An 18,080-nucleotide genomic window follows, 5' to 3' on the forward strand; every position below is an offset into this window, starting at 1 on the left:
GCGTGAAGAATACGAGATATCCAAACATCGTGGAATTTCAAGTGACTGGGGACTATGCCCTGTTTTCCGATCCCATTCTGCGTCTCGGCGGAGAAAAGTGCACCTATCAGGCGCCGACCTATGAGGCTCTGAAGGGCATCCTATCTTCCATATATTGGAAGCCTACTATCATATGGTACATCGATAAAGTCCGGGTGATGAACCCCATCCAAACAGAGGTCAAGGGCATCCGGCCCGTCAAGTACCACGGGGGCAACGACCTGGCGTATTATACCTATCTCAAGGACTGCCGCTACCAGGTGTGGGCCCATTTTGAGTGGAACGAAAACCGCCCGGAGCTGGCCGGGGACCGCAATGAGAACAAACACCATGAGATTGCCAAAAAGATGATCCGCAAAGGCGGCCGCCGGGATGTTTTCCTGGGGACCCGGGAGTGCCAGGGCTATGTGGAGCCCTGTGCGTTCGGCGAGGGTCCGGGCCACTACGACTCCATTCCGGAACTGAGCTTCGGCCTGATGTATCACGGCATCACCTATGCAGATGAGGCGTACTCCGCAGAAACGGCAGGCAAAATGACGGCGAATTTCTGGAACCCGGTCATGCGGAAAGGGATCATCACATTCCCAAGCCCGGAGGAATGTCCGCTGCACAAGACGCTGGGCGAGATGGCGATCAAGCCCTTTGGAGAGCAGCTGGACAACTTCAACGGCCTGCGGGAATTCGGGGAGGTGAACTGAATGGGGCTGCTGCAGAAGGCCTGCGAGACCTACGACTGCCATGCCCGCTATGCAGGGCTGCTGCGGGAGGGTCATGAGACCCTGGCGCCCATCTCCCACATCCTCACCTCCGCGCAGATCGAGATCACACTGGATCAGGACGGGCACTTCGTGAGTGCCCGGGCGGTGGATAAAACGGAGCCAAAAATCGTGATCCCGGTTACGGAGGAGTCCGGCGGGCGCACCTCTGCCCCCTGTGCCCACCCATTGTGTGAGCAGCTTGGATATCTGGCGGACTATGACGAAAAAAAGCACCCCCTGTATGTGGAGCAACTGGCGGATTGGGCGGACTCGCCTTACGGACACCCCAAGCTCCGCCCCATCCTGACCTATGTCAAGGGAGGGACGATTCTGATGGATCTGGCCCGAAGCGGCGTGATCCAACCGGATGAAAAAGGACGCCCGAAAGACGAAAAAGCGCTGGTACGGTGGCGTGTCGTCGGTCTGAACGAGGAGGACAGCCGCTGCTGGACGGACCAAAGCCTGTTCAGCGCATTTATCGACTATTACAGGGCAAAAACAGAGCAGCAGGCGCAGGCGCTGTGCATGATCGACGGAAAACCAGCCAGGCCCGCCAGCCAGCACCCCAAGGGGATTATCCCCCTGTGCGGCGGCAACGCCAAGCTGATCTCCTCCAATGACAGCAGCGGTTTTACCTACCGGGGCCGTTTTTCAGAGGACTGGCAGGGAGCCACCGTCAGCTATGAGGCATCCCAGAAAGCCCACAACGCGCTGCGCTGGCTGGCGGCGGAGCAGGGTACACAGGTGGTGTACGGCGGCAGGGCCTTTTTGTGCTGGAATCCTCAGGGGAAAAAGGTGTGCGGCGTGACCGGGCCTTTCCGGATCACCGCAGAGCCTGTTACAGAGCCCACGGAATATCAGGAGGACCTGCGAAAGACGCTGCTGGGCTACAAGGCGGAACTCCCGGACTCTGCGGGCGTGGTGATTTCTGCCTTTGACGCCGCCACCACGGGGCGCCTGTCCCTGACCTATTACAATGAGTTGATGGGTTCCGATTTCCTGCAAAGGCTGTATGGCTGGGACGCATCCTGCTGCTGGCCGAACCGAAGGGGCGAGATCTGGTCGCCCTCGCTCCTGCAGATTGTCAACTGCGCCTTTGGCACCCAACAGGGGCAATTTCTGAAAACAGATGACCGGGTGCTGAAACAGCAGATGCAGCGGCTGGTATCGTGCCGGGTGGACCGGGCCAAACTGCCCGCCGATCTCAAGCAGGCGCTGGTGCAGAGAGCCTCCAGCCCGCTGGCCTATGAGCCGGCTGTGCGGGAAAAGATCCTGTTCACCGCGTGTGCCGTCTTAAGAAAGTATTATTTTGACCGAAACAAGGAGGAATGGAATATGGAACTGGATCCCGGCAGGCATGACCGCAGCTATCAGTTCGGACGGCTGCTGGCTGTTCTGGAAAAGGTGGAGCGGGACACCTACGACAGCGACGAGGGGCGGGAACCCAATGCCATCCGGCAGCAGTCGGTGTTCTGCCAGCGGCCCATGTACGCGGCGGCCAACATCGAAAAGCAGCTGGAACGGGCCTATTTCCCCCGCCTGCGGCCGGGCACGCGGGCGTTTTACAAAAACGCCATCAGTCAGATCATGGAAGAGATCCACAAATTCCCGGACAGCCAGTGGAACCAGCCCCTGGCAGATACGTATCTGATGGGTTACTATCTCCAGCGCGGCGCGCTGTATGCACCCAAGGAAAAACATACCGAGGAGGACAATGAATATGAGCACATTGCAGAATAAGATCGATTTTGTGGCGCTGGTCTCGGTCAGCATGGCCAATGCCAACGGCGACCCCCTCAACGGGAATCGTCCCCGGACGGATTATAACGGTTTCGGCGAGATCTCCGATGTGTGTATCAAGCGGAAAATCCGCAATCGGATGCAGGATCTGGGCCATAAGGTCTTTGTCCAGTCTGAGGACCGGTGTGACGACGGCTGCGGCAGCCTGAGTGAACGGGCCGCCGCTGTCCTGAAAGGCGTCAAGAACCGGGAGGAATATGCCCAAAAAGCCTGTGAGACATGGATGGATGTGCGCACCTTCGGACAGGTGTTCGCCTTCAAGGGCAAGGATGCCGGCGGCGTCTCCGTAGGTGTGCGCGGTCCGGTGTCCATCCATCAGGCGGTCAGCGTTTCGCCCATTGAAGTGCAGTCCCTTCAGATTACCAAAAGCGTCAACGGTGAGCCGGGCGAAAAACGTTCCTCCGACACCATGGGCATGAAGCATTTTGTCCAGTTTGGCCTGTATGAGCTCAAGGGCTCTATCAATGTGCAGCTGGCAGAAAAGACGGGCTTTACAGAGGAGGACGCGCAGGTCGTCAAGGAGTGCCTGCGGACCCTGTTCGTCAACGACGCCTCCGCTGCCCGCCCGGATGGCTCCATGGAGGTGGTCACGCTCTACTGGTGGCGCCACAATTGCAAGGAAGGGCAGTACTCCTCGGCCAGGGTACACCGCTCGGTAAAGATCGCTCTGAAAGATCCGGAGCTGATCCCATCTTCCGTCGGCGACTATGTCATCACACTGGATGAACTGCCCGGTCTGGAGCCGGAAGTGATCGATGGATTATAAGGAGGAGGACTACCTCCAGCTTTCCGGGCTTCAGCATTTCAAGTTCTGCCGCCGGCAGTGGGCGCTGATCCATATCGAAAACCAGTGGGCAGAAAACGGGAGAACCGCAGACGGCGCGATCATGCATGAAAAAGCCCATGACGCGGAGTGGAAGGAGCGGCGGGGCGATCTGCTGATCACCCGGGACATGCACGTCTTTTCTCCCGCGCTGGGCATTTCCGGCGCCTGTGATGTGGTGGAATTCCGCAGGTCGGAAACCGGAGTGTCCCTCCATGGGCAGGAGGGCCTGTACCAGCCCTTCCCCGTGGAGTACAAGCGCGGTTCGCCCCGCGGCGACACTGTCAATGCTCTGCAGCTCTGTGCCCAGGCCATGTGTCTGGAGGAGATGCTGTGCTGTGACATCCCGGAGGGGGCTCTGTATTACGGGGAGACTCGCCGCCGGGAAACGGTAAAGCTGACCCGGGAACTCCGACAGGAGGTTCGGGATTGCCTCCTGGAAATGCATGCGCTGTACGAAAGGGGCCATACCCCCAGGGTCAAGCCCACAAAAGCCTGCAGTGCCTGTTCTCTGAAAGAACTTTGCCTGCCCAGGCTCCTGCGCTGCGGTTCTGCCCGCGACTATGTGAAGGCGAGATTGGAGGAATTATGAGGCATTTGCTGAACACCCTTTTTGTGACCTCAGAGGATGCCTATTTGACTCTGGACGGCGAAAACGTGGTGGTCAACCGGGACAAACAGGAGATAGGACGTTTTCCTCTGCACAACCTCTCCGGTATCATCTCTTTCTCTTATGCCGGCGCATCTCCGGCTCTGATGGGCGCCTGTGCCACGCGGGGCATAGGTCTGGCCTTCTGTACGCCGCGAGGACGTTTCCTGGCGCGCACTGCTGGCCCCAGCAGCGGGAATGTGCTCCTGCGGCGGATGCAGTACCGTGCGGCGGACGATCCCATCCAGAGCTGTCAAATCGCAAAATATATGATATTGGGGAAATTGTATAACACCCGTTGGAGTATCGAGCGCACCCGCAGAGACCACGCCCCCCGGATCGACGTGGAAAAGTTCCGGGCTTCATCAGAGACCATCAGGGGGCTGTTCTCTCAAGTTGCAGAGGTGTCCTCCCTGGAATCTCTGAGGGGCCTGGAGGGCGTCGGCGCGGCGGCATATTTTGAGGTGTTCGACGATATGATCCTCCGGGAAAAGGCGTCCTTTTACTTTCATGGCAGAAATCGAAGACCGCCGCTGGACAATGTCAATGCCATGCTGTCCTTCGCCTATAGCCTTCTGGCCAATGACTGTGCCTCGGCGCTGGAGAGCGTGGGACTGGATGCTTATGTGGGATTTCTCCATCGGGATCGTCCCGGGAGGACCTCTCTGGCTTTGGACCTGATGGAGGAACTGCGCCCCTGCATGGCGGACCGTTTTGTTCTGACGCTGATCAACAATCGTGTTTTAGTGCCCGAAGATTTTGACACAGCGGAAAGCGGTGCGGTCCGTATGTCAGATGATGCGAGGAGAAAATTCCTGAAGAGCTGGCAGGAGCGCAAACAGGAGGTCATCACCCACCCTTACTTGGGAGAAAAGCTGCCGTGGGGACTGGTGCCGTATATGCAGGCATTGCTGTTGGCACGGTATCTCCGGGGAGACCTGGACGCATATCCGCCCTTTTTGTGGAAATGAGGTACACAAGGTGCTGGTACTGATTACCTATGATGTAAACACGGAAGATGCCGCAGGGCGCAAACGACTGCGGCAGATTGCAAAACAGTGCGTTAATTATGGCCAGCGTGTCCAAAATTCTGTGTTTGAATGTGTTGTCGATGAGGCACAGGCTAAAATGCTGCAGCATAAGCTCTGCGCGATCATGGATGAAAAACGGGACAGTCTGCGGTTCTATTATTTGGGAAATCACTATCAAACAAAAGTGGAGCACTTTGGAGCGAAAGCGGCCTACGAGGCAGAAGGCGTACTGATCATTTAAAGGTGCGAAGAGGAAGTGAACAGGAATTCCCCGGTCTGTTCGCACTGTGTTTCCGCCTTGGAAATTTATGCTTTTTAAAGACACATCCCTTTTTTGTAAGAGCTGAATGCTATTCATCGTTTCTTTTGTCATTTTTGTCTAATATAAAACGTGCTATTTTGTATATGTTTGCTGTCCCACCCCGCACGGGGTGGGTGGATTGAAATTCATATCCGTCCAAAACGGCCTGGATTTCCTCGTCGTCCCACCCCGCACGGGGTGGGTGGATTGAAATCAGAGGTGTCCCACAGGTCGACCGCCGCACGCTTGGTCCCACCCCGCACGGGGTGGGTGGATTGAAATAATGATCTGGGGGAGCACCGCCACGATGGCGGCAGTCCCACCCCGCACGGGGTGGGTGGATTGAAATACCAGGCCAACAAACTCCCGGAAAGCCTCCAGGCACGTCCCACCCCGCACGGGGTGGGTGGATTGAAATCTTCTTTGTCGTGATTGTAGATACGCCCCTTTGCCGTCCCACCCCGCACGGGGTGGGTGGATTGAAATACATGCTCCAAAGGGCCGCAACGGAACACGCCGACGTCCCACCCCGCACGGGGTGGGTGGATTGAAATACGGTCAAAACTGTCTGTAACAAGCTGATAGGTGTCCCACCCCGCACGGGGTGGGTGGATTGAAATACCGATTCCTGCAAAGACGGTTGACGGGGAATGAAGTCCCACCCCGCACGGGGTGGGTGGATTGAAATCGTGTAACAAGCAAGGATGACAAGGCAACTCCAAGTCCCACCCCGCACGGGGTGGGTGGATTGAAATGTTGGAGGCCTCAATGCCCAGCGCCGCCATGGCAGTCCCACCCCGCACGGGGTGGGTGGATTGAAATACTTTCATTGGCCCACCACCGCCACATGGGGCAGGGTCCCACCCCGCACGGGGTGGGTGGATTGAAATGCAGATGTTTGGTGGGTAGGAGACTACTCCGACGTCCCACCCCGCACGGGGTGGGTGGATTGAAATATTCTCGACCATACTTGATAAAGAGGTGTATGAGTCCCACCCCGCACGGGGTGGGTGGATTGAAATATCGAAGGTGTAGGAGTAATCAAACCCACCGGCAGTCCCACCCCGCACGGGGTGGGTGGATTGAAATTCGGCAACGGCAGCGTCCGGCACCTGATAGGCTATGTCCCACCCCGCACGGGGTGGGTGGATTGAAATTCCCGCGCCGCCCGCGCCGATATGGGCCGCGAAGGGTCCCACCCCGCACGGGGTGGGTGGATTGAAATCTCGGCGTTGAGGAGGTTGACCAGCTTGCAGGCGGTCCCACCCCGCACGGGGTGGGTGGATTGAAATTCCCCCAAACGGTGTTGCAATCACCGCGCCCCCGTCGTCCCACCCCGCACGGGGTGGGTGGATTGAAATCCCTTGTCACAGGTAGACCGCTTGGAAGGAAAACAGTCCCACCCCGCACGGGGTGGGTGGATTGAAATCTCATAGTCTCCACGGCATACAGGGCAACCGCTCCGTCCCACCCCGCACGGGGTGGGTGGATTGAAATTCTTTGTATGTGTAACTCATTTTTGCACCTTTTTGTCCCACCCCGCACGGGGTGGGTGGATTGAAATAATGCAAGCCCGCGCCGCAGAAAAACAGGGCGTGTCCCACCCCGCACGGGGTGGGTGGATTGAAATCTGTATTGCTCTTCGGTTAGCAGCCCGGACGTGAGTCCCACCCCGCACGGGGTGGGTGGATTGAAATATTTTTGCCACGGCGCTTGATGGACTCCAGGTAGGTCCCACCCCGCACGGGGTGGGTGGATTGAAATACAAACGCGCTGCCTCAGTTTGTAAGCACGGCTGGTCCCACCCCGCACGGGGTGGGTGGATTGAAATGTATCAGCTCCCCCGGTGTCTGGATTGTCATAGGGTCCCACCCCGCACGGGGTGGGTGGATTGAAATTGTAAAATCGAGAATACGCATAGACGGAACGCCCTGTCCCACCCCGCACGGGGTGGGTGGATTGAAATTTGCATTTGGAGTAGAATCCGAAAATAGCACAGGCGTCCCACCCCGCACGGGGTGGGTGGATTGAAATTTTTACCTGGAGACCATCAAGCGCAAGGGCAAAAACGTCCCACCCCGCACGGGGTGGGTGGATTGAAATGACCCGGACGTGGAGACCGGGCAGACCGCCAGAGGCGGTCCCACCCCGCACGGGGTGGGTGGATTGAAATATGGTGGCGGTATGGGATGCGCCTTCATAAAAACGTCCCACCCCGCACGGGGTGGGTGGATTGAAATACGGCTGTAACCGTCACGCATACTACGGTGCATAGTCCCACCCCGCACGGGGTGGGTGGATTGAAATTTGATGTCCGTATGGCCGATGTATGTCAATGCCGCGTCCCACCCCGCACGGGGTGGGTGGATTGAAATTTTTGTGAAGCGTAGAATATCCGATGCCGAGATAGTCCCACCCCGCACGGGGTGGGTGGATTGAAATTCCTCCTCCGCGATGAGGGCGGTGCCGTCCAGCGTCCCACCCCGCACGGGGTGGGTGGATTGAAATTCGCCCCGCCCCGCCGGGCTGGGGGTGGGGCGTTGCGTCCCACCCCGCACGGGGTGGGTGGATTGAAATTTTTTCAAACTCATACCGCTCCTTTCATACGCAGGTCCCACCCCGCACGGGGTGGGTGGATTGAAATCTCGGGTGCCACCTTGGTGCGGAGGAACTCACCGGGTCCCACCCCGCACGGGGTGGGTGGATTGAAATCGCTCCGCCGTGACCAACATGCTGGACCAGGCCCCCGTCCCACCCCGCACGGGGTGGGTGGATTGAAATGACCTGGACTGGAGACGCAAATACTCCTCCGCCGGTCCCACCCCGCACGGGGTGGGTGGATTGAAATGCCAATGTGCAGGCCCTTATCAGGGCCATGGAAAGTCCCACCCCGCACGGGGTGGGTGGATTGAAATGTTCCGCTGGACGCCATGCGGGCAAAAGAGCTGGGTCCCACCCCGCACGGGGTGGGTGGATTGAAATTCTCCGTCACGCATAGCACACAGATGCTCGACCTCGAGTCCCACCCCGCACGGGGTGGGTGGATTGAAATACCCCGCATGCTGGCAGACCGCCGTTACCGGAATGGTCCCACCCCGCACGGGGTGGGTGGATTGAAATCACATGCCGCCGTTGATGATATGGACATTACACTGTCCCACCCCGCACGGGGTGGGTGGATTGAAATTGCCCCAATAGGATGATGTCCACACTTTCAGTCAAGGTCCCACCCCGCACGGGGTGGGTGGATTGAAATCGGATCAGCGAGTTTCTGGAGCTGACGCCGGCATCGTCCCACCCCGCACGGGGTGGGTGGATTGAAATAATCAGAAAGTGCTTGCGACTCCGCCAACCAACGTCCCACCCCGCACGGGGTGGGTGGATTGAAATCTGGTGGCATCCACCGCAACAGACAGCCTTAAGATCGTCCCACCCCGCACGGGGTGGGTGGATTGAAATAACAAGCATCATCCCGCTGCGCTGTATTGTGATGTCCCACCCCGCACGGGGTGGGTGGATTGAAATTGCAGCTCGATATTGGAGTAGAAATTTGCCTCGGTCCCACCCCGCACGGGGTGGGTGGATTGAAATCCCCTTGCCTTATTTGACTGATCCCGTGTACCGAACGTCCCACCCCGCACGGGGTGGGTGGATTGAAATCAAGATGCGGTTTTCAGGCCGCCAACTGTGCCCGTCCCACCCCGCACGGGGTGGGTGGATTGAAATATCCTGGATGTCTTTTTTACCAGTTAACGGAAGTGTCCCACCCCGCACGGGGTGGGTGGATTGAAATTTTTGCCTTTTTGCCATGCGCCTACCCTCCATGGGCGTCCCACCCCGCACGGGGTGGGTGGATTGAAATCTCCACCTCCATTGACTCCGGCTCTGCTGGCTCAGGTCCCACCCCGCACGGGGTGGGTGGATTGAAATGCGTTGCAGCGTGGTTTACGGCCCGGCGCGTGAGTCCCACCCCGCACGGGGTGGGTGGATTGAAATGTTAGTGTATCTCAACTATATCCGTGCAGACGGGGTCCCACCCCGCACGGGGTGGGTGGATTGAAATAAATCTATCGGTGGGCTGCGGCCCTCGCGGGCGGTCCCACCCCGCACGGGGTGGGTGGATTGAAATCTCCGGCTGAGCTACCAGCCGGGGGAATTGTTGTAGTCCCACCCCGCACGGGGTGGGTGGATTGAAATGTGAGGGGGTTGGCGCGCGCTGGCCCTCCCCGGCGTCCCACCCCGCACGGGGTGGGTGGATTGAAATCTTTTTGTACCCTCATCTGCTGGGTGTGTATCGCTGTCCCACCCCGCACGGGGTGGGTGGATTGAAATCCTCCTGGACGCCAATGTATGGACGCCGGACGCAGTCCCACCCCGCACGGGGTGGGTGGATTGAAATACCGACCGGGTGGAGCACACGGGGGAGGCCGCCCGTCCCACCCCGCACGGGGTGGGTGGATTGAAATATACCGTAGCTGGAGGTACTGCCGGATGCCTTGGGTCCCACCCCGCACGGGGTGGGTGGATTGAAATCCGATGACGGATGAGCAGCGGTCTATGGTGGAGGGTCCCACCCCGCACGGGGTGGGTGGATTGAAATCGCATGGGTACCGGCGTAGAGCAGCGTACCGCAGTGTCCCACCCCGCACGGGGTGGGTGGATTGAAATTATCTGGAGGACGTGGAGCGGGTTGGCAAGTCGCGTCCCACCCCGCACGGGGTGGGTGGATTGAAATCTATGGCGTGGAGCGCGGCTCCATCCGCAGCAGCGTCCCACCCCGCACCGGGTGGGTGGATTGAAATGTCGTGACCACGATGACAGTATCCGGATGGCGCAGCCCCACCCCGCACGGGTGGGGCCGGGGCGGTCTCTCTCCTGTCCTCTGTAAAGAATATGTTTCTTTGGTATCTTTTCGGTAAGCAAAACTACGTTTCACTGGATGTATATTTAGACCAGCAAACGGAATTTTCGGATTGTTGGCGGTTGCACCACCAGCAATCAAGATATCCCATTTGTCAAATACGCCACTTTCGTCCCCTTGTAATATATCGACCAACTTGTGGATATCGAATTCTTACTTGCCGCGCAATAAAAAACTCAGGTCCTTTTTCATTTCACTGAATTCTTCGATGATACGGGACAAATTGTTTTCGATTCCCTGTACTTGTACTTCTGATATGGTTCCGTGATTGTATGCGATCAAGCGCTCTGCAATGATATTGTATGACCAGCTGTCAGTGTAACGGTCCTGATGATGGACGGCAAAACCGATCGGAAGTTTTTCTTGCTGCATTCCAATGCTTACTGCCATTGGTGCAATACCAAGATAGTCGGCCGCAATTTTACATGTAATTTTCTTCATGGCGCGGATCTCATCGTCAGTGGACTTACCCAAGGTAGTTCACCTTCTTTCTCCAAAATATCATTTTCATTATATCAGCTTCTTTGTTATGTTACAGATGTTTTATTTTTAAAATGGAAACCCGCAGTGCCAGCACTGACACCGCGGGTTTTGTTCGGCAATTTGCCGATTTTAAGTATTATTTTCGGTTTTATATCTAAAAATCTTCGAGATATGTTTGCACCGAGATGGATGCACACAGGTCCGACGCCGTCTATACAAAAGAGGAGACGCTGGAGATGATCCGCCGGGCCGTGGAATCGGTGACATGGTGTTTTGTCTCAATACAGAATCAGGAGTCACAAGTTTATTTCACACGACGTTTCTTCAAGGTTCAGGTGTTGCTGCAAGAACAGTTTAGCAAAAAAATGTGCTCTTTCCCGTATATCCAAGAGGTAGGAAAAGAACGCAAAACAGCGTGGATTTCCACGCTTAGAGACAGAAGAAGGAGGGATACGCCATGCAGGTGAAACTCACCATACAGGAACGGTTGAAGGATTTACGAGTGGAACGGGGCCTGACGCTGGAACAGCTTGCGGAGCAGACCGTGCTTTCCAAGTCCGCCCTCGGCAAATATGAGGCAGACGATTTCAAGGACATCAGCCCGTTCAGCATCGTCACACTGGCGAAGTTCTACGGCGTGTCCACGGACTATCTGCTGGGCATGACGGAAATAAAAAATCACCCGGACACAGAGCTGGACGCTCTGTATCTGAGTGATGATGCCATAGAAGTATTACAGGCGGGAAAACTCAATCACCGTCTGCTTTCTGAAATGCTTTGCCACAAAGCTTTCCAGCGTATGATGCTGGACGCTGAGATTTATGTGGATAGGATCGCGGATATGCGGATCAACGATATGAACGCCATGCTGGAAGCGGTGCGGAAGATGGCCTTGATGAAGCAGGACGGGCAGGACGATCTTTCCACCCGGACATTGGAGCTGGCCCAGGTACGGGAGGATGATTATTTCGGTCATGTGCTTGCCGATGATCTGAAAGCGATCCTCCGTGACATTCGTGAGGAGCACAGCACCGATACCACAACGGCAGATACGCCCTCCATTGCGGAGGAAGTGCAGGCCCAGTTGAAGGATGCCATGAATTTTGAGGGCAGCGACGCCGAGAAACAGGCAAGGATCTACCTTGCGACATTCGGCATTGACTACGATGCCATTACCAAGGAGCAGTTTGTCAATATCATTGATGCTTTGAAGCTGTCCAAGTACATGAAAAGCCCAACCAACCAGCGAGGCAAGGCGAAGCCATACCAGCCGCATGGAAAAGGGAAACGGAAACGCAAATAAGCAGAAAAGCACGCCATACCCAGCCTTTGAAGCTGAATATGGCGTGTATTTTCGTTGACCAACCCTGTCTGACAGATGCTCATTTCGTGTTGTTGGGCTAACACTGTTTTACGAACACCCGGCTATGAGCGCGCTCTGACTTTTGTAAAAAAGTCGGAGCAAGCGATATAAAGCTTGCTCCGACGTGTCAGGCGGCCTCATTCCGGATATTTTCGTTTTTTACCCGAACCGGAATCCAGCGAAGCGAATCCGGTTCGGAAGCGAGGAGCAGCAGAATGAGCGCACGATGAGTTTTTGATGCGGAGCATAAAAAACTCGTCGCAAGCGATATGGCGCTTGCGACGAGCTGGCGGAGGCGGTGGGATTCGAACCCACGGACGGTTGCCCGTCACTTGATTTCGAGTCAAGCTCGTTATGACCACTTCGATACACCTCCGTGTATCACTATTCAATTTTCACAGGCGTATCACATGATTTCAAATCAGGGCATACCACTGCCAGTACAGCACCTGCGGAAAAACCGGATAGACGCTCTCCCCCGGAGATACTATAATAGCATACCTTATTTTTGGTACCTTGTCAATATTGCAGGCTGGATGGAAATGCGTTATAATGAAAACAATTGAAGATGGAAACCCGATTTTGACATACGGCAGCACAGATGCCGATCACAAGAGAGGTTCAAAATGAAGGAACTGAGACAGCGTATTCTGGACGAGGCCCAGGTGGGAGAAGGCGATATCATCCATGTGGACATGTTTCTCAACCACTGTATGGATGTGGAGCTGCTGGAGCATGTGGGACGGGAGCTGGCCCGCCGCTTCAAGGGTGAGAAGATCACAAAGGTCCTGACCGTGGAGAGCTCCGGCATCGCCATCGCCTGTTTTGTAGGCCTTGCCCTCCATGTGCCGGTCATCTACGCCAAGAAGTTCCAGACCGGATACATCGACCCGCAGGTCTACTCCGCCGAGACCCACTCTTTTTCCATGGACAAATCCTACACCATCCGCGTGTCGAAAAAGTACCTTGACGAGGATGACTCAGTACTGATCATTGATGATATCCTGGCCAACGGCCAGTCGGTCCTGGCCCTGCTGGAGCTGGTCTCCAAGGCGGGCAGCGAGGTGGCCGGCGTGGGCGTGGCCATTGAGAAGGCCATGCGGGACGGCGGCAAGGTCCTGCGCCGCATGGGCGTCCGGGTGGAGGCACTGGAAACGGTGGAGCGGGTGGAAAACGGCCGTATCATCCTGGCTGACTGATCCTTTCGGCCGTCCCCTTTTTCAAGCAGAATGGAACAGCTCCTCCGGCCTATGGCCGGAGGAGCTTATATTTTTTCGTTATCTGACCTTCAGCTGGCCGAACAGCTCCCCAATAGAGGCCGAAATGACCAGGTCGGCCTGGCGGTCGTAAGGCGTCTGGGTCTTATTCACCAGGACCAGCTTTTTTCCCTGGTAATAGTTGATGAGCCCAGCCGCCGGATACACTGCCAGCGAGGTGCCGCCGATGATGAGCATGTCCGCCCGGGCGATGGCCTTCACCGCCCCCTCCAGCACCGTGCTGTCCAGGCTCTCCTCATAGAGCACTACATCCGGCTTCACGGTGCCGCCGCACACCCGGCAGCGGGGCACGCCGTCGCTGTGGAGCATAAAATCCAGATCATAGGCCCGGTGGCATTTCATACAGTAGTTGCGGTGAACCGAACCATGGAGCTCAAATACCTTCCTGCTCCCCGCCGCCTGGTGGAGCCCGTCAATGTTCTGGGTCACCACCGCCTTCAGCTTGCCTGAACGCTCCAGCTCGGCCAGCTTCCGGTGGGCCGCGTTGGGCTTCGCGTCAGGGAACAGCATCTTGTCCCGGTAAAACCGGAAAAACTCCTCCGGCTCCGTCTCAAAAAAACTGTGGCTGAGGATGGTCTCCGGCGGATACCGGTAATGCTGGTTGTAAAGCCCGTCCACACTTCGGAAATCCGGGATTCCGCTCTCAGTACTCACACCGGCGCCGCCAAAAAAGACGATGTTGGGACTTCCATCCACCAATGCCTGAAGCTCTTCCAATCCGCCGTCTGCCGCCATCTTGCACGCGCTCCTTCCATCCGTTGTGTCCGCCGTTTTCATACCGGGCCCCATGGGGCCGACACTAAAATTCTAGCATAGTGTTCCGGGTTTCGCAAGTGCCTGTCCCGGCGGGCTTCTGCCCGGGCAAAAAAATCCCTCCTGCCCCGTGGGGCAGGAGGGATTTTCATACATGGGAAGCGGAATTTTACTTGCCCACGATCTCGGCGGTATCCCGGGCGATCATGAGCTCCTCGTTGGTGGGGATGAGCAGGACCTTCACCTTGGAATCGGCGGCGGAGATGACGGCCTCCTTGCCGCGGATGTTGTTGGCGTCGGCGTCCATCTTCACGCCCATGAACTCCAGGCCGGAGGCGATGGCAAGGCGCTGGTCGGCAGAATTCTCGCCCACGCCGGCAGTGAAGACGATGGCATCCACCCCGCCCATGGCGGCGGCATAGGCGCCGATGAGCTTCTTCACGCCGTAGTTGAAGGCGTCCACAGCCAGGCCGGCCCGGTCGTTGCCCTTTGCGGCGGCCTCGCTCAGGTCACGGAAGTCGGAGGACACGCCGGAAATACCCAGCACGCCGGACTTTTTGTTCAGAACGTTCAGCATTTCCTTGATGTCCATGCCGTACTTGTTCATCAGGTACTCCATGATACCGGCGTCCAGGTCGCCGGAGCGGGTGCCCATGGGCAGGCCGGCCAGGGGGGTGAAGCCCATGGAGGTGTCCACGCTCTTGCCGCCGTCCACAGCGGTGACGGAGGAGCCATTGCCCAGGTGACAGGTGATGATCTTCAGGTTCTCGATGGGCTTGCCCAGCATGTCGGCGGCGCGACCGGAGACATACTTGTGAGAAGTGCCGTGGAAGCCGTAGCGGCGGACCTTGTCGTTCTCATAGTACTCGTAGGGCAGGGCATAGATGTAGCTCTTGGCGGGCATGCTCTGATGGAAGGCGGTGTCGAACACAGCCACCATGGGCACGCCGGGCATCACGTTCTGGCAGGCCTTGATGCCGGTGAGGTTGGCGGGGTTGTGCAGGGGGGCCAGGGGGATGCAGTCCTCGATGGCCTTCATCACGTCGTCGGTGATGAGGACGGACTTGTTGAACGCCTCGCCGCCATGGACCACGCGGTGGCCCACCGCGTCGATCTCGCTCATGCTCTTGATGACGCCGTGCTCGGCGCTGGTCAGGGCGTCCAGAACGGCCTGGATGGCCTCGGCGTGGGTGGGCATGGGGATCTCAAAGACGTGCTTGGCGCCGGTGGCGGGGATCTTGTGGGTCAGACGGCCGTCGATGCCGATACGCTCACACAGACCCTGGGCCAGGACCTCCTCCGTGGCGGGGTCCAGCAGCTGATACTTGAGGGAGGAGCTTCCGGCGTTGATAACAAGAACCTTCATGACACATAACTCTCCTTTATTTTGGTTTGCCCGGCTTGTGAGCCGGCCGAAGGTATAGTAAAATAGGGGGAACATACCCGTTCAACTTATTGTAGCTTATTTTGGGCGAAAGGACAACCCGCTTTCCGCCCCTTCGGGTGATTTTTTTCCTGTCTGGAGGTCTGATCCATGTCCACCGTCGGCGTCATCGCGGAATACGATCCCTTCCACACCGGCCATGCCTGGCACCTGGCCGAGACCCGCCGCCTGCTGGGGGCGGATACCGCCGTGGTGTGCGTCATGAGCGGCAACTGGACGCAGCGGGGGACCTGCGCCCTCACCGACAAATGGACCCGGGCCTCCCTGGCCCTCTCCGGAGGAGCCGACCTGGTGCTGGAACTGCCCACGGTGTGGGCGGTCTCCTCGGCCGAGTCCTTCGCCCGGGGGGCCGCAGGCCTGCTGGAGGCCGCCGGCGTGGTAGATGTACTCTCTTTCGGCAGCGAATGCGGCGACGCGGACAAGCTCCGGCGCCTGGCCGCCTGTCTGGACAGCCCCGCCTGTCAAGCGGAGCTGTCCCGCTTCCCGGACCGGGGGATGCCCTTTGCCGCCTGCCGCCAGGAGGTGGTGCGCAGGCTTCTGGGAGAGGAACTGGCCGCTCTCCTCTCCTCCCCCAACAACAACCTGGGGGTGGAGTACATCCGGGCCCTCAGCGCCCTGAAGAGCCCCATCCGGCCCATGACCATCCCCCGCCGGGGTGCGGGACACAACGCCCCCGGGGCCCGGGACGGCTTTGCCTCGGCCACCCACATCCGGGCCCTGCTGCGCGCAGGGGACTGGGCAACGGCGGAAGGTCTGCTGCCCCCGGGCTCGGCAGAGGTATTGCGTCAAGCTCCGCTGGCTGACCTGGGCCGCTGTGAGCGGGCGGTGCTGGCCCGCCTGCGCACTATGACCGCCGGCGACTGGGCTGCCCTGCCCGATGCGGGGGCGGCGGAGGGCCTGCCCGACCGGCTGGTGCGGGCAGCCCGGCAGGCCGGGAGCCTGAACGAATTTTACGAGGCCGCCAAAACCAGGCGCTACGCCCATGCCCGGCTGCGGCGGCTGGTGCTGTGGGCCTTTCTGGGGCTGACCGGGGCTGACCGTCCCGCGTACCCCCCCTATCTGCGGGTGCTGGGTTTTAATGGCCGGGGCCGGGAGGTACTGCGGGAGATGAAGGAAAAGTCCGTCCTCCCCATCCTCACCAAGCCCGCCCACGCCAGAAGCCTGCCCGAAGAAGGACGGCGGTTATTCGAACTGGAGGCACAGTGCACCGACCTGTACGCCCTCACCCTTCCCCACCCGGAGCGCTGCGGCCGGGAATGGCGCGAGAGCCCCGTGTTTCGCCCCTGATCCGATGCAAGCCAAAAGGTCCGCCCCGGAAGGAGCGGACCTTTTGCTTGATGCAGGCAGGAAGCCGGGCGGCGTGTGTTACGCCTCGGCGGCCACGGTGGGGGCCATGGCCAGCTCCACGGCCTCGTCCTCAGACTCGTCAACGCCCTTGCGGAAGCGCTTGAACACGATCGAACCCACAAAGCCGGCTGCCGCACCGCCCAGGGCACCCAACACCAGGGCCAGGATAACGGTCATCGGAGGGTTGAAGGCGAAGGGGGCCAGCAGGCCGGGGATAGGAGACGCGGTGCCGGGGGCGTTGTTCACGATGCCCAGCGCCGCCGCCGCGATACCGGCCAAGCCGCCGCCGAAAAAGTTAGAGCCATAGATGGGGATGGGATTGCGGGTGATGATGTGGGCCTGGGTCAGGGGCTCCAGCATAACCGCAATGACATTGCTGCGCTCACCCAGACGGAGCCGGGCAAAGATGATACCGTTGGTAAAGGAGCCGCCGAAGCATGCGATGGCGGCAATGCCCATGGGCAGGCCGGTGAGGCCCAGCATGGCGGTAAGGGCCATGGAGCTCAGGGGCGACGTGCAGATCATCTTGATGATGCCGCCCAGCAGGAAGCCCATCAGCAGCGGGGACTGGTTGGTGGCGGCGGTGATGGTGTTGCCGATATAGCCCATAGCAGCGGTAACAGCGGGGTCCACCGCGAAAGCGATGGCCCGGGCCACAGGGGCCAGCAGCAGGGCACCCAGGATGGTGTCCAGTCCGTCGGGAAGATACTTCTCCACCAGGGGAGCAAGGAAGCCCACCAGATAGCCGGCCACAAAGCCGGGCAGGATACCGTAGCCGCCCACGGCCACGCCGGCCACCACAGCGAACACCGGGTTGGCTCCCATGCCGATGGGCACCAGGATGGCGGCGGCTACGCCGCCCATGCTTCCGGCCACCGAGCCGGCCTCGCCCAGAAACGCAAAGCCCATCAGGTCACCGGAAATATATTTGTGGACCGCCTCCACCAGGAAGGTGGCTACTGCCGCATTGGCCAGGCCGGACATGGCCAGAGAGCCCTTGGGTGCTTTCATGCTGAAGAGAGAGAAGCCGGCCAGCGTCAGCAGGAGCAGGCCCATCCCCAGAAGGATCGTCGTCATAATCTCTTGCACCT

The 18,080-nt window shown here is 58.7% G+C and carries 13 protein-coding genes, 1 tRNA gene and 1 CRISPR repeat array; of the genes, 9 read left to right on the plus strand and 5 right to left on the minus strand.

The window, feature by feature from the left end:
- Positions 1-2 precede the first annotated feature (2 nt).
- The 6 genes from cas5c to cas2 are packed head-to-tail and all read left to right on the plus strand — an operon-like array spanning position 3 to position 5,341.
- On the plus strand, positions 3-737 hold the full coding sequence (cas5c, locus tag ACTNBZ_RS05800) for a type I-C CRISPR-associated protein Cas5c (RefSeq protein ID WP_441208730.1): 735 nt from the start codon (positions 3-5) through the stop codon (positions 735-737).
- A complete protein-coding gene (gene cas8c / locus ACTNBZ_RS05805) occupies positions 738-2,537 on the plus strand; it encodes a type I-C CRISPR-associated protein Cas8c/Csd1 (protein WP_441208731.1) in 1,800 nt (599 codons plus the stop codon).
- Entirely contained in the window at positions 2,518-3,363 is an 846-nt protein-coding gene (cas7c, locus tag ACTNBZ_RS05810) for a type I-C CRISPR-associated protein Cas7/Csd2 (protein WP_441208732.1), read from the plus strand. The genes cas8c and cas7c overlap by 20 nt, the downstream gene beginning before the upstream one ends.
- A complete protein-coding gene (gene cas4 / locus ACTNBZ_RS05815; RefSeq protein WP_441208733.1) occupies positions 3,353-4,012 on the plus strand; it encodes a CRISPR-associated protein Cas4 in 660 nt (219 codons plus the stop codon). Before cas7c ends, cas4 begins: the two co-directional genes overlap by 11 nt.
- A complete protein-coding gene (cas1c, locus tag ACTNBZ_RS05820; protein ID WP_441208734.1) occupies positions 4,009-5,040 on the plus strand; it encodes a type I-C CRISPR-associated endonuclease Cas1c in 1,032 nt (343 codons plus the stop codon). Before cas4 ends, cas1c begins: the two co-directional genes overlap by 4 nt.
- 10 nt (positions 5,041-5,050) lie before the next feature.
- The gene (cas2, locus tag ACTNBZ_RS05825; RefSeq protein WP_441208735.1) at positions 5,051-5,341 is read left to right on the plus strand and encodes a CRISPR-associated endonuclease Cas2; all 291 of its coding nucleotides are present in this window, start codon (positions 5,051-5,053) and stop codon (positions 5,339-5,341) included.
- A 173-nt stretch (positions 5,342-5,514) separates the two neighbouring features.
- A CRISPR array of direct repeats spans positions 5,515-10,203; the repeat unit is 33 nt; unit sequence GTCCCACCCCGCACGGGGTGGGTGGATTGAAAT.
- A gap of 272 nt (positions 10,204-10,475) precedes the next feature.
- Here the strand turns inward: cas2 and ACTNBZ_RS05830 are convergent.
- Positions 10,476-10,796 (minus strand): hypothetical protein, encoded by a 321-nt coding sequence (locus ACTNBZ_RS05830; RefSeq protein WP_441208736.1) that lies wholly within the window; start codon positions 10,794-10,796, stop codon positions 10,476-10,478.
- 466 nt (positions 10,797-11,262) lie between these two features.
- On the opposite strand from ACTNBZ_RS05830, the gene ACTNBZ_RS05835 reads away from it, so the two are divergent.
- Positions 11,263-12,108, plus strand: a complete 846-nt coding sequence (locus ACTNBZ_RS05835; protein ID WP_441208737.1) for a helix-turn-helix domain-containing protein — start codon at positions 11,263-11,265, stop codon at positions 12,106-12,108.
- Between the two features lie 347 nt (positions 12,109-12,455).
- Here the strand turns inward: ACTNBZ_RS05835 and ACTNBZ_RS05840 are convergent.
- Positions 12,456-12,544: transfer RNA gene (locus ACTNBZ_RS05840), tRNA-Ser, on the minus strand.
- A 250-nt stretch (positions 12,545-12,794) separates the two neighbouring features.
- Here ACTNBZ_RS05840 and ACTNBZ_RS05845 point away from each other — a divergent pair.
- On the plus strand, positions 12,795-13,367 hold the full coding sequence (locus ACTNBZ_RS05845; protein ID WP_441208738.1) for a xanthine phosphoribosyltransferase: 573 nt from the start codon (positions 12,795-12,797) through the stop codon (positions 13,365-13,367).
- A 78-nt stretch (positions 13,368-13,445) separates the two neighbouring features.
- Here the strand turns inward: ACTNBZ_RS05845 and ACTNBZ_RS05850 are convergent, their stop codons facing one another.
- Together ACTNBZ_RS05850 and ACTNBZ_RS05855 are read right to left on the minus strand one after the other, a co-directional pair.
- Positions 13,446-14,180, minus strand: a complete 735-nt coding sequence (locus ACTNBZ_RS05850; protein WP_441208773.1) for an NAD-dependent protein deacylase — start codon at positions 14,178-14,180, stop codon at positions 13,446-13,448.
- A 187-nt stretch (positions 14,181-14,367) separates the two neighbouring features.
- A complete protein-coding gene (locus ACTNBZ_RS05855) occupies positions 14,368-15,564 on the minus strand; it encodes an acetate/propionate family kinase (RefSeq protein ID WP_441208739.1) in 1,197 nt (398 codons plus the stop codon).
- 168 nt (positions 15,565-15,732) lie between these two features.
- Here ACTNBZ_RS05855 and ACTNBZ_RS05860 point away from each other — a divergent pair, with 168 nt between their 5' ends.
- Complete coding sequence (locus tag ACTNBZ_RS05860) at positions 15,733-16,929, plus strand: tRNA(Met) cytidine acetate ligase (RefSeq protein WP_441208740.1); 1,197 nt, start codon at positions 15,733-15,735, stop codon at positions 16,927-16,929.
- Positions 16,930-17,007: 78 nt separating this feature from the next.
- Here the strand turns inward: ACTNBZ_RS05860 and ACTNBZ_RS05865 are convergent, their stop codons facing one another.
- Complete coding sequence (locus ACTNBZ_RS05865) at positions 17,008-18,066, minus strand: PTS sugar transporter subunit IIC (protein WP_441208741.1); 1,059 nt, start codon at positions 18,064-18,066, stop codon at positions 17,008-17,010.
- Positions 18,067-18,080: the final 14 nt, after the last annotated feature.

It is taken from the genome of Pseudoflavonifractor sp. HCP28S3_F10, from assembly GCF_052065415.1.
In the GTDB taxonomy this organism is placed as follows: domain Bacteria; phylum Bacillota; class Clostridia; order Oscillospirales; family Oscillospiraceae; genus Pseudoflavonifractor_A.

Excerpts from the sequence above, each read along its gene's own strand:
- cas1c (WP_441208734.1), top strand. The coding sequence starts at position 4,009 with ATGAGGCATTTGCTGAACACCCTTTTTGTGACCTCAGAGGATGCCTAT.
- ACTNBZ_RS05865 (WP_441208741.1), bottom strand. The coding sequence starts at position 18,066 with ATGACGACGATCCTTCTGGGGATGGGCCTGCTCCTGCTGACGCTGGCC.
- ACTNBZ_RS05855 (WP_441208739.1), bottom strand. The coding sequence starts at position 15,564 with ATGAAGGTTCTTGTTATCAACGCCGGAAGCTCCTCCCTCAAGTATCAG.
- cas4 (WP_441208733.1), top strand. The coding sequence starts at position 3,353 with ATGGATTATAAGGAGGAGGACTACCTCCAGCTTTCCGGGCTTCAGCAT.
- cas8c (WP_441208731.1), top strand. The coding sequence starts at position 738 with ATGGGGCTGCTGCAGAAGGCCTGCGAGACCTACGACTGCCATGCCCGC.
- ACTNBZ_RS05860 (WP_441208740.1), top strand. The coding sequence starts at position 15,733 with ATGTCCACCGTCGGCGTCATCGCGGAATACGATCCCTTCCACACCGGC.
- cas7c (WP_441208732.1), top strand. The coding sequence starts at position 2,518 with ATGAGCACATTGCAGAATAAGATCGATTTTGTGGCGCTGGTCTCGGTC.
- ACTNBZ_RS05850 (WP_441208773.1), bottom strand. The coding sequence starts at position 14,180 with ATGGCGGCAGACGGCGGATTGGAAGAGCTTCAGGCATTGGTGGATGGA.
- ACTNBZ_RS05845 (WP_441208738.1), top strand. The coding sequence starts at position 12,795 with ATGAAGGAACTGAGACAGCGTATTCTGGACGAGGCCCAGGTGGGAGAA.
- ACTNBZ_RS05835 (WP_441208737.1), top strand. The coding sequence starts at position 11,263 with ATGCAGGTGAAACTCACCATACAGGAACGGTTGAAGGATTTACGAGTG.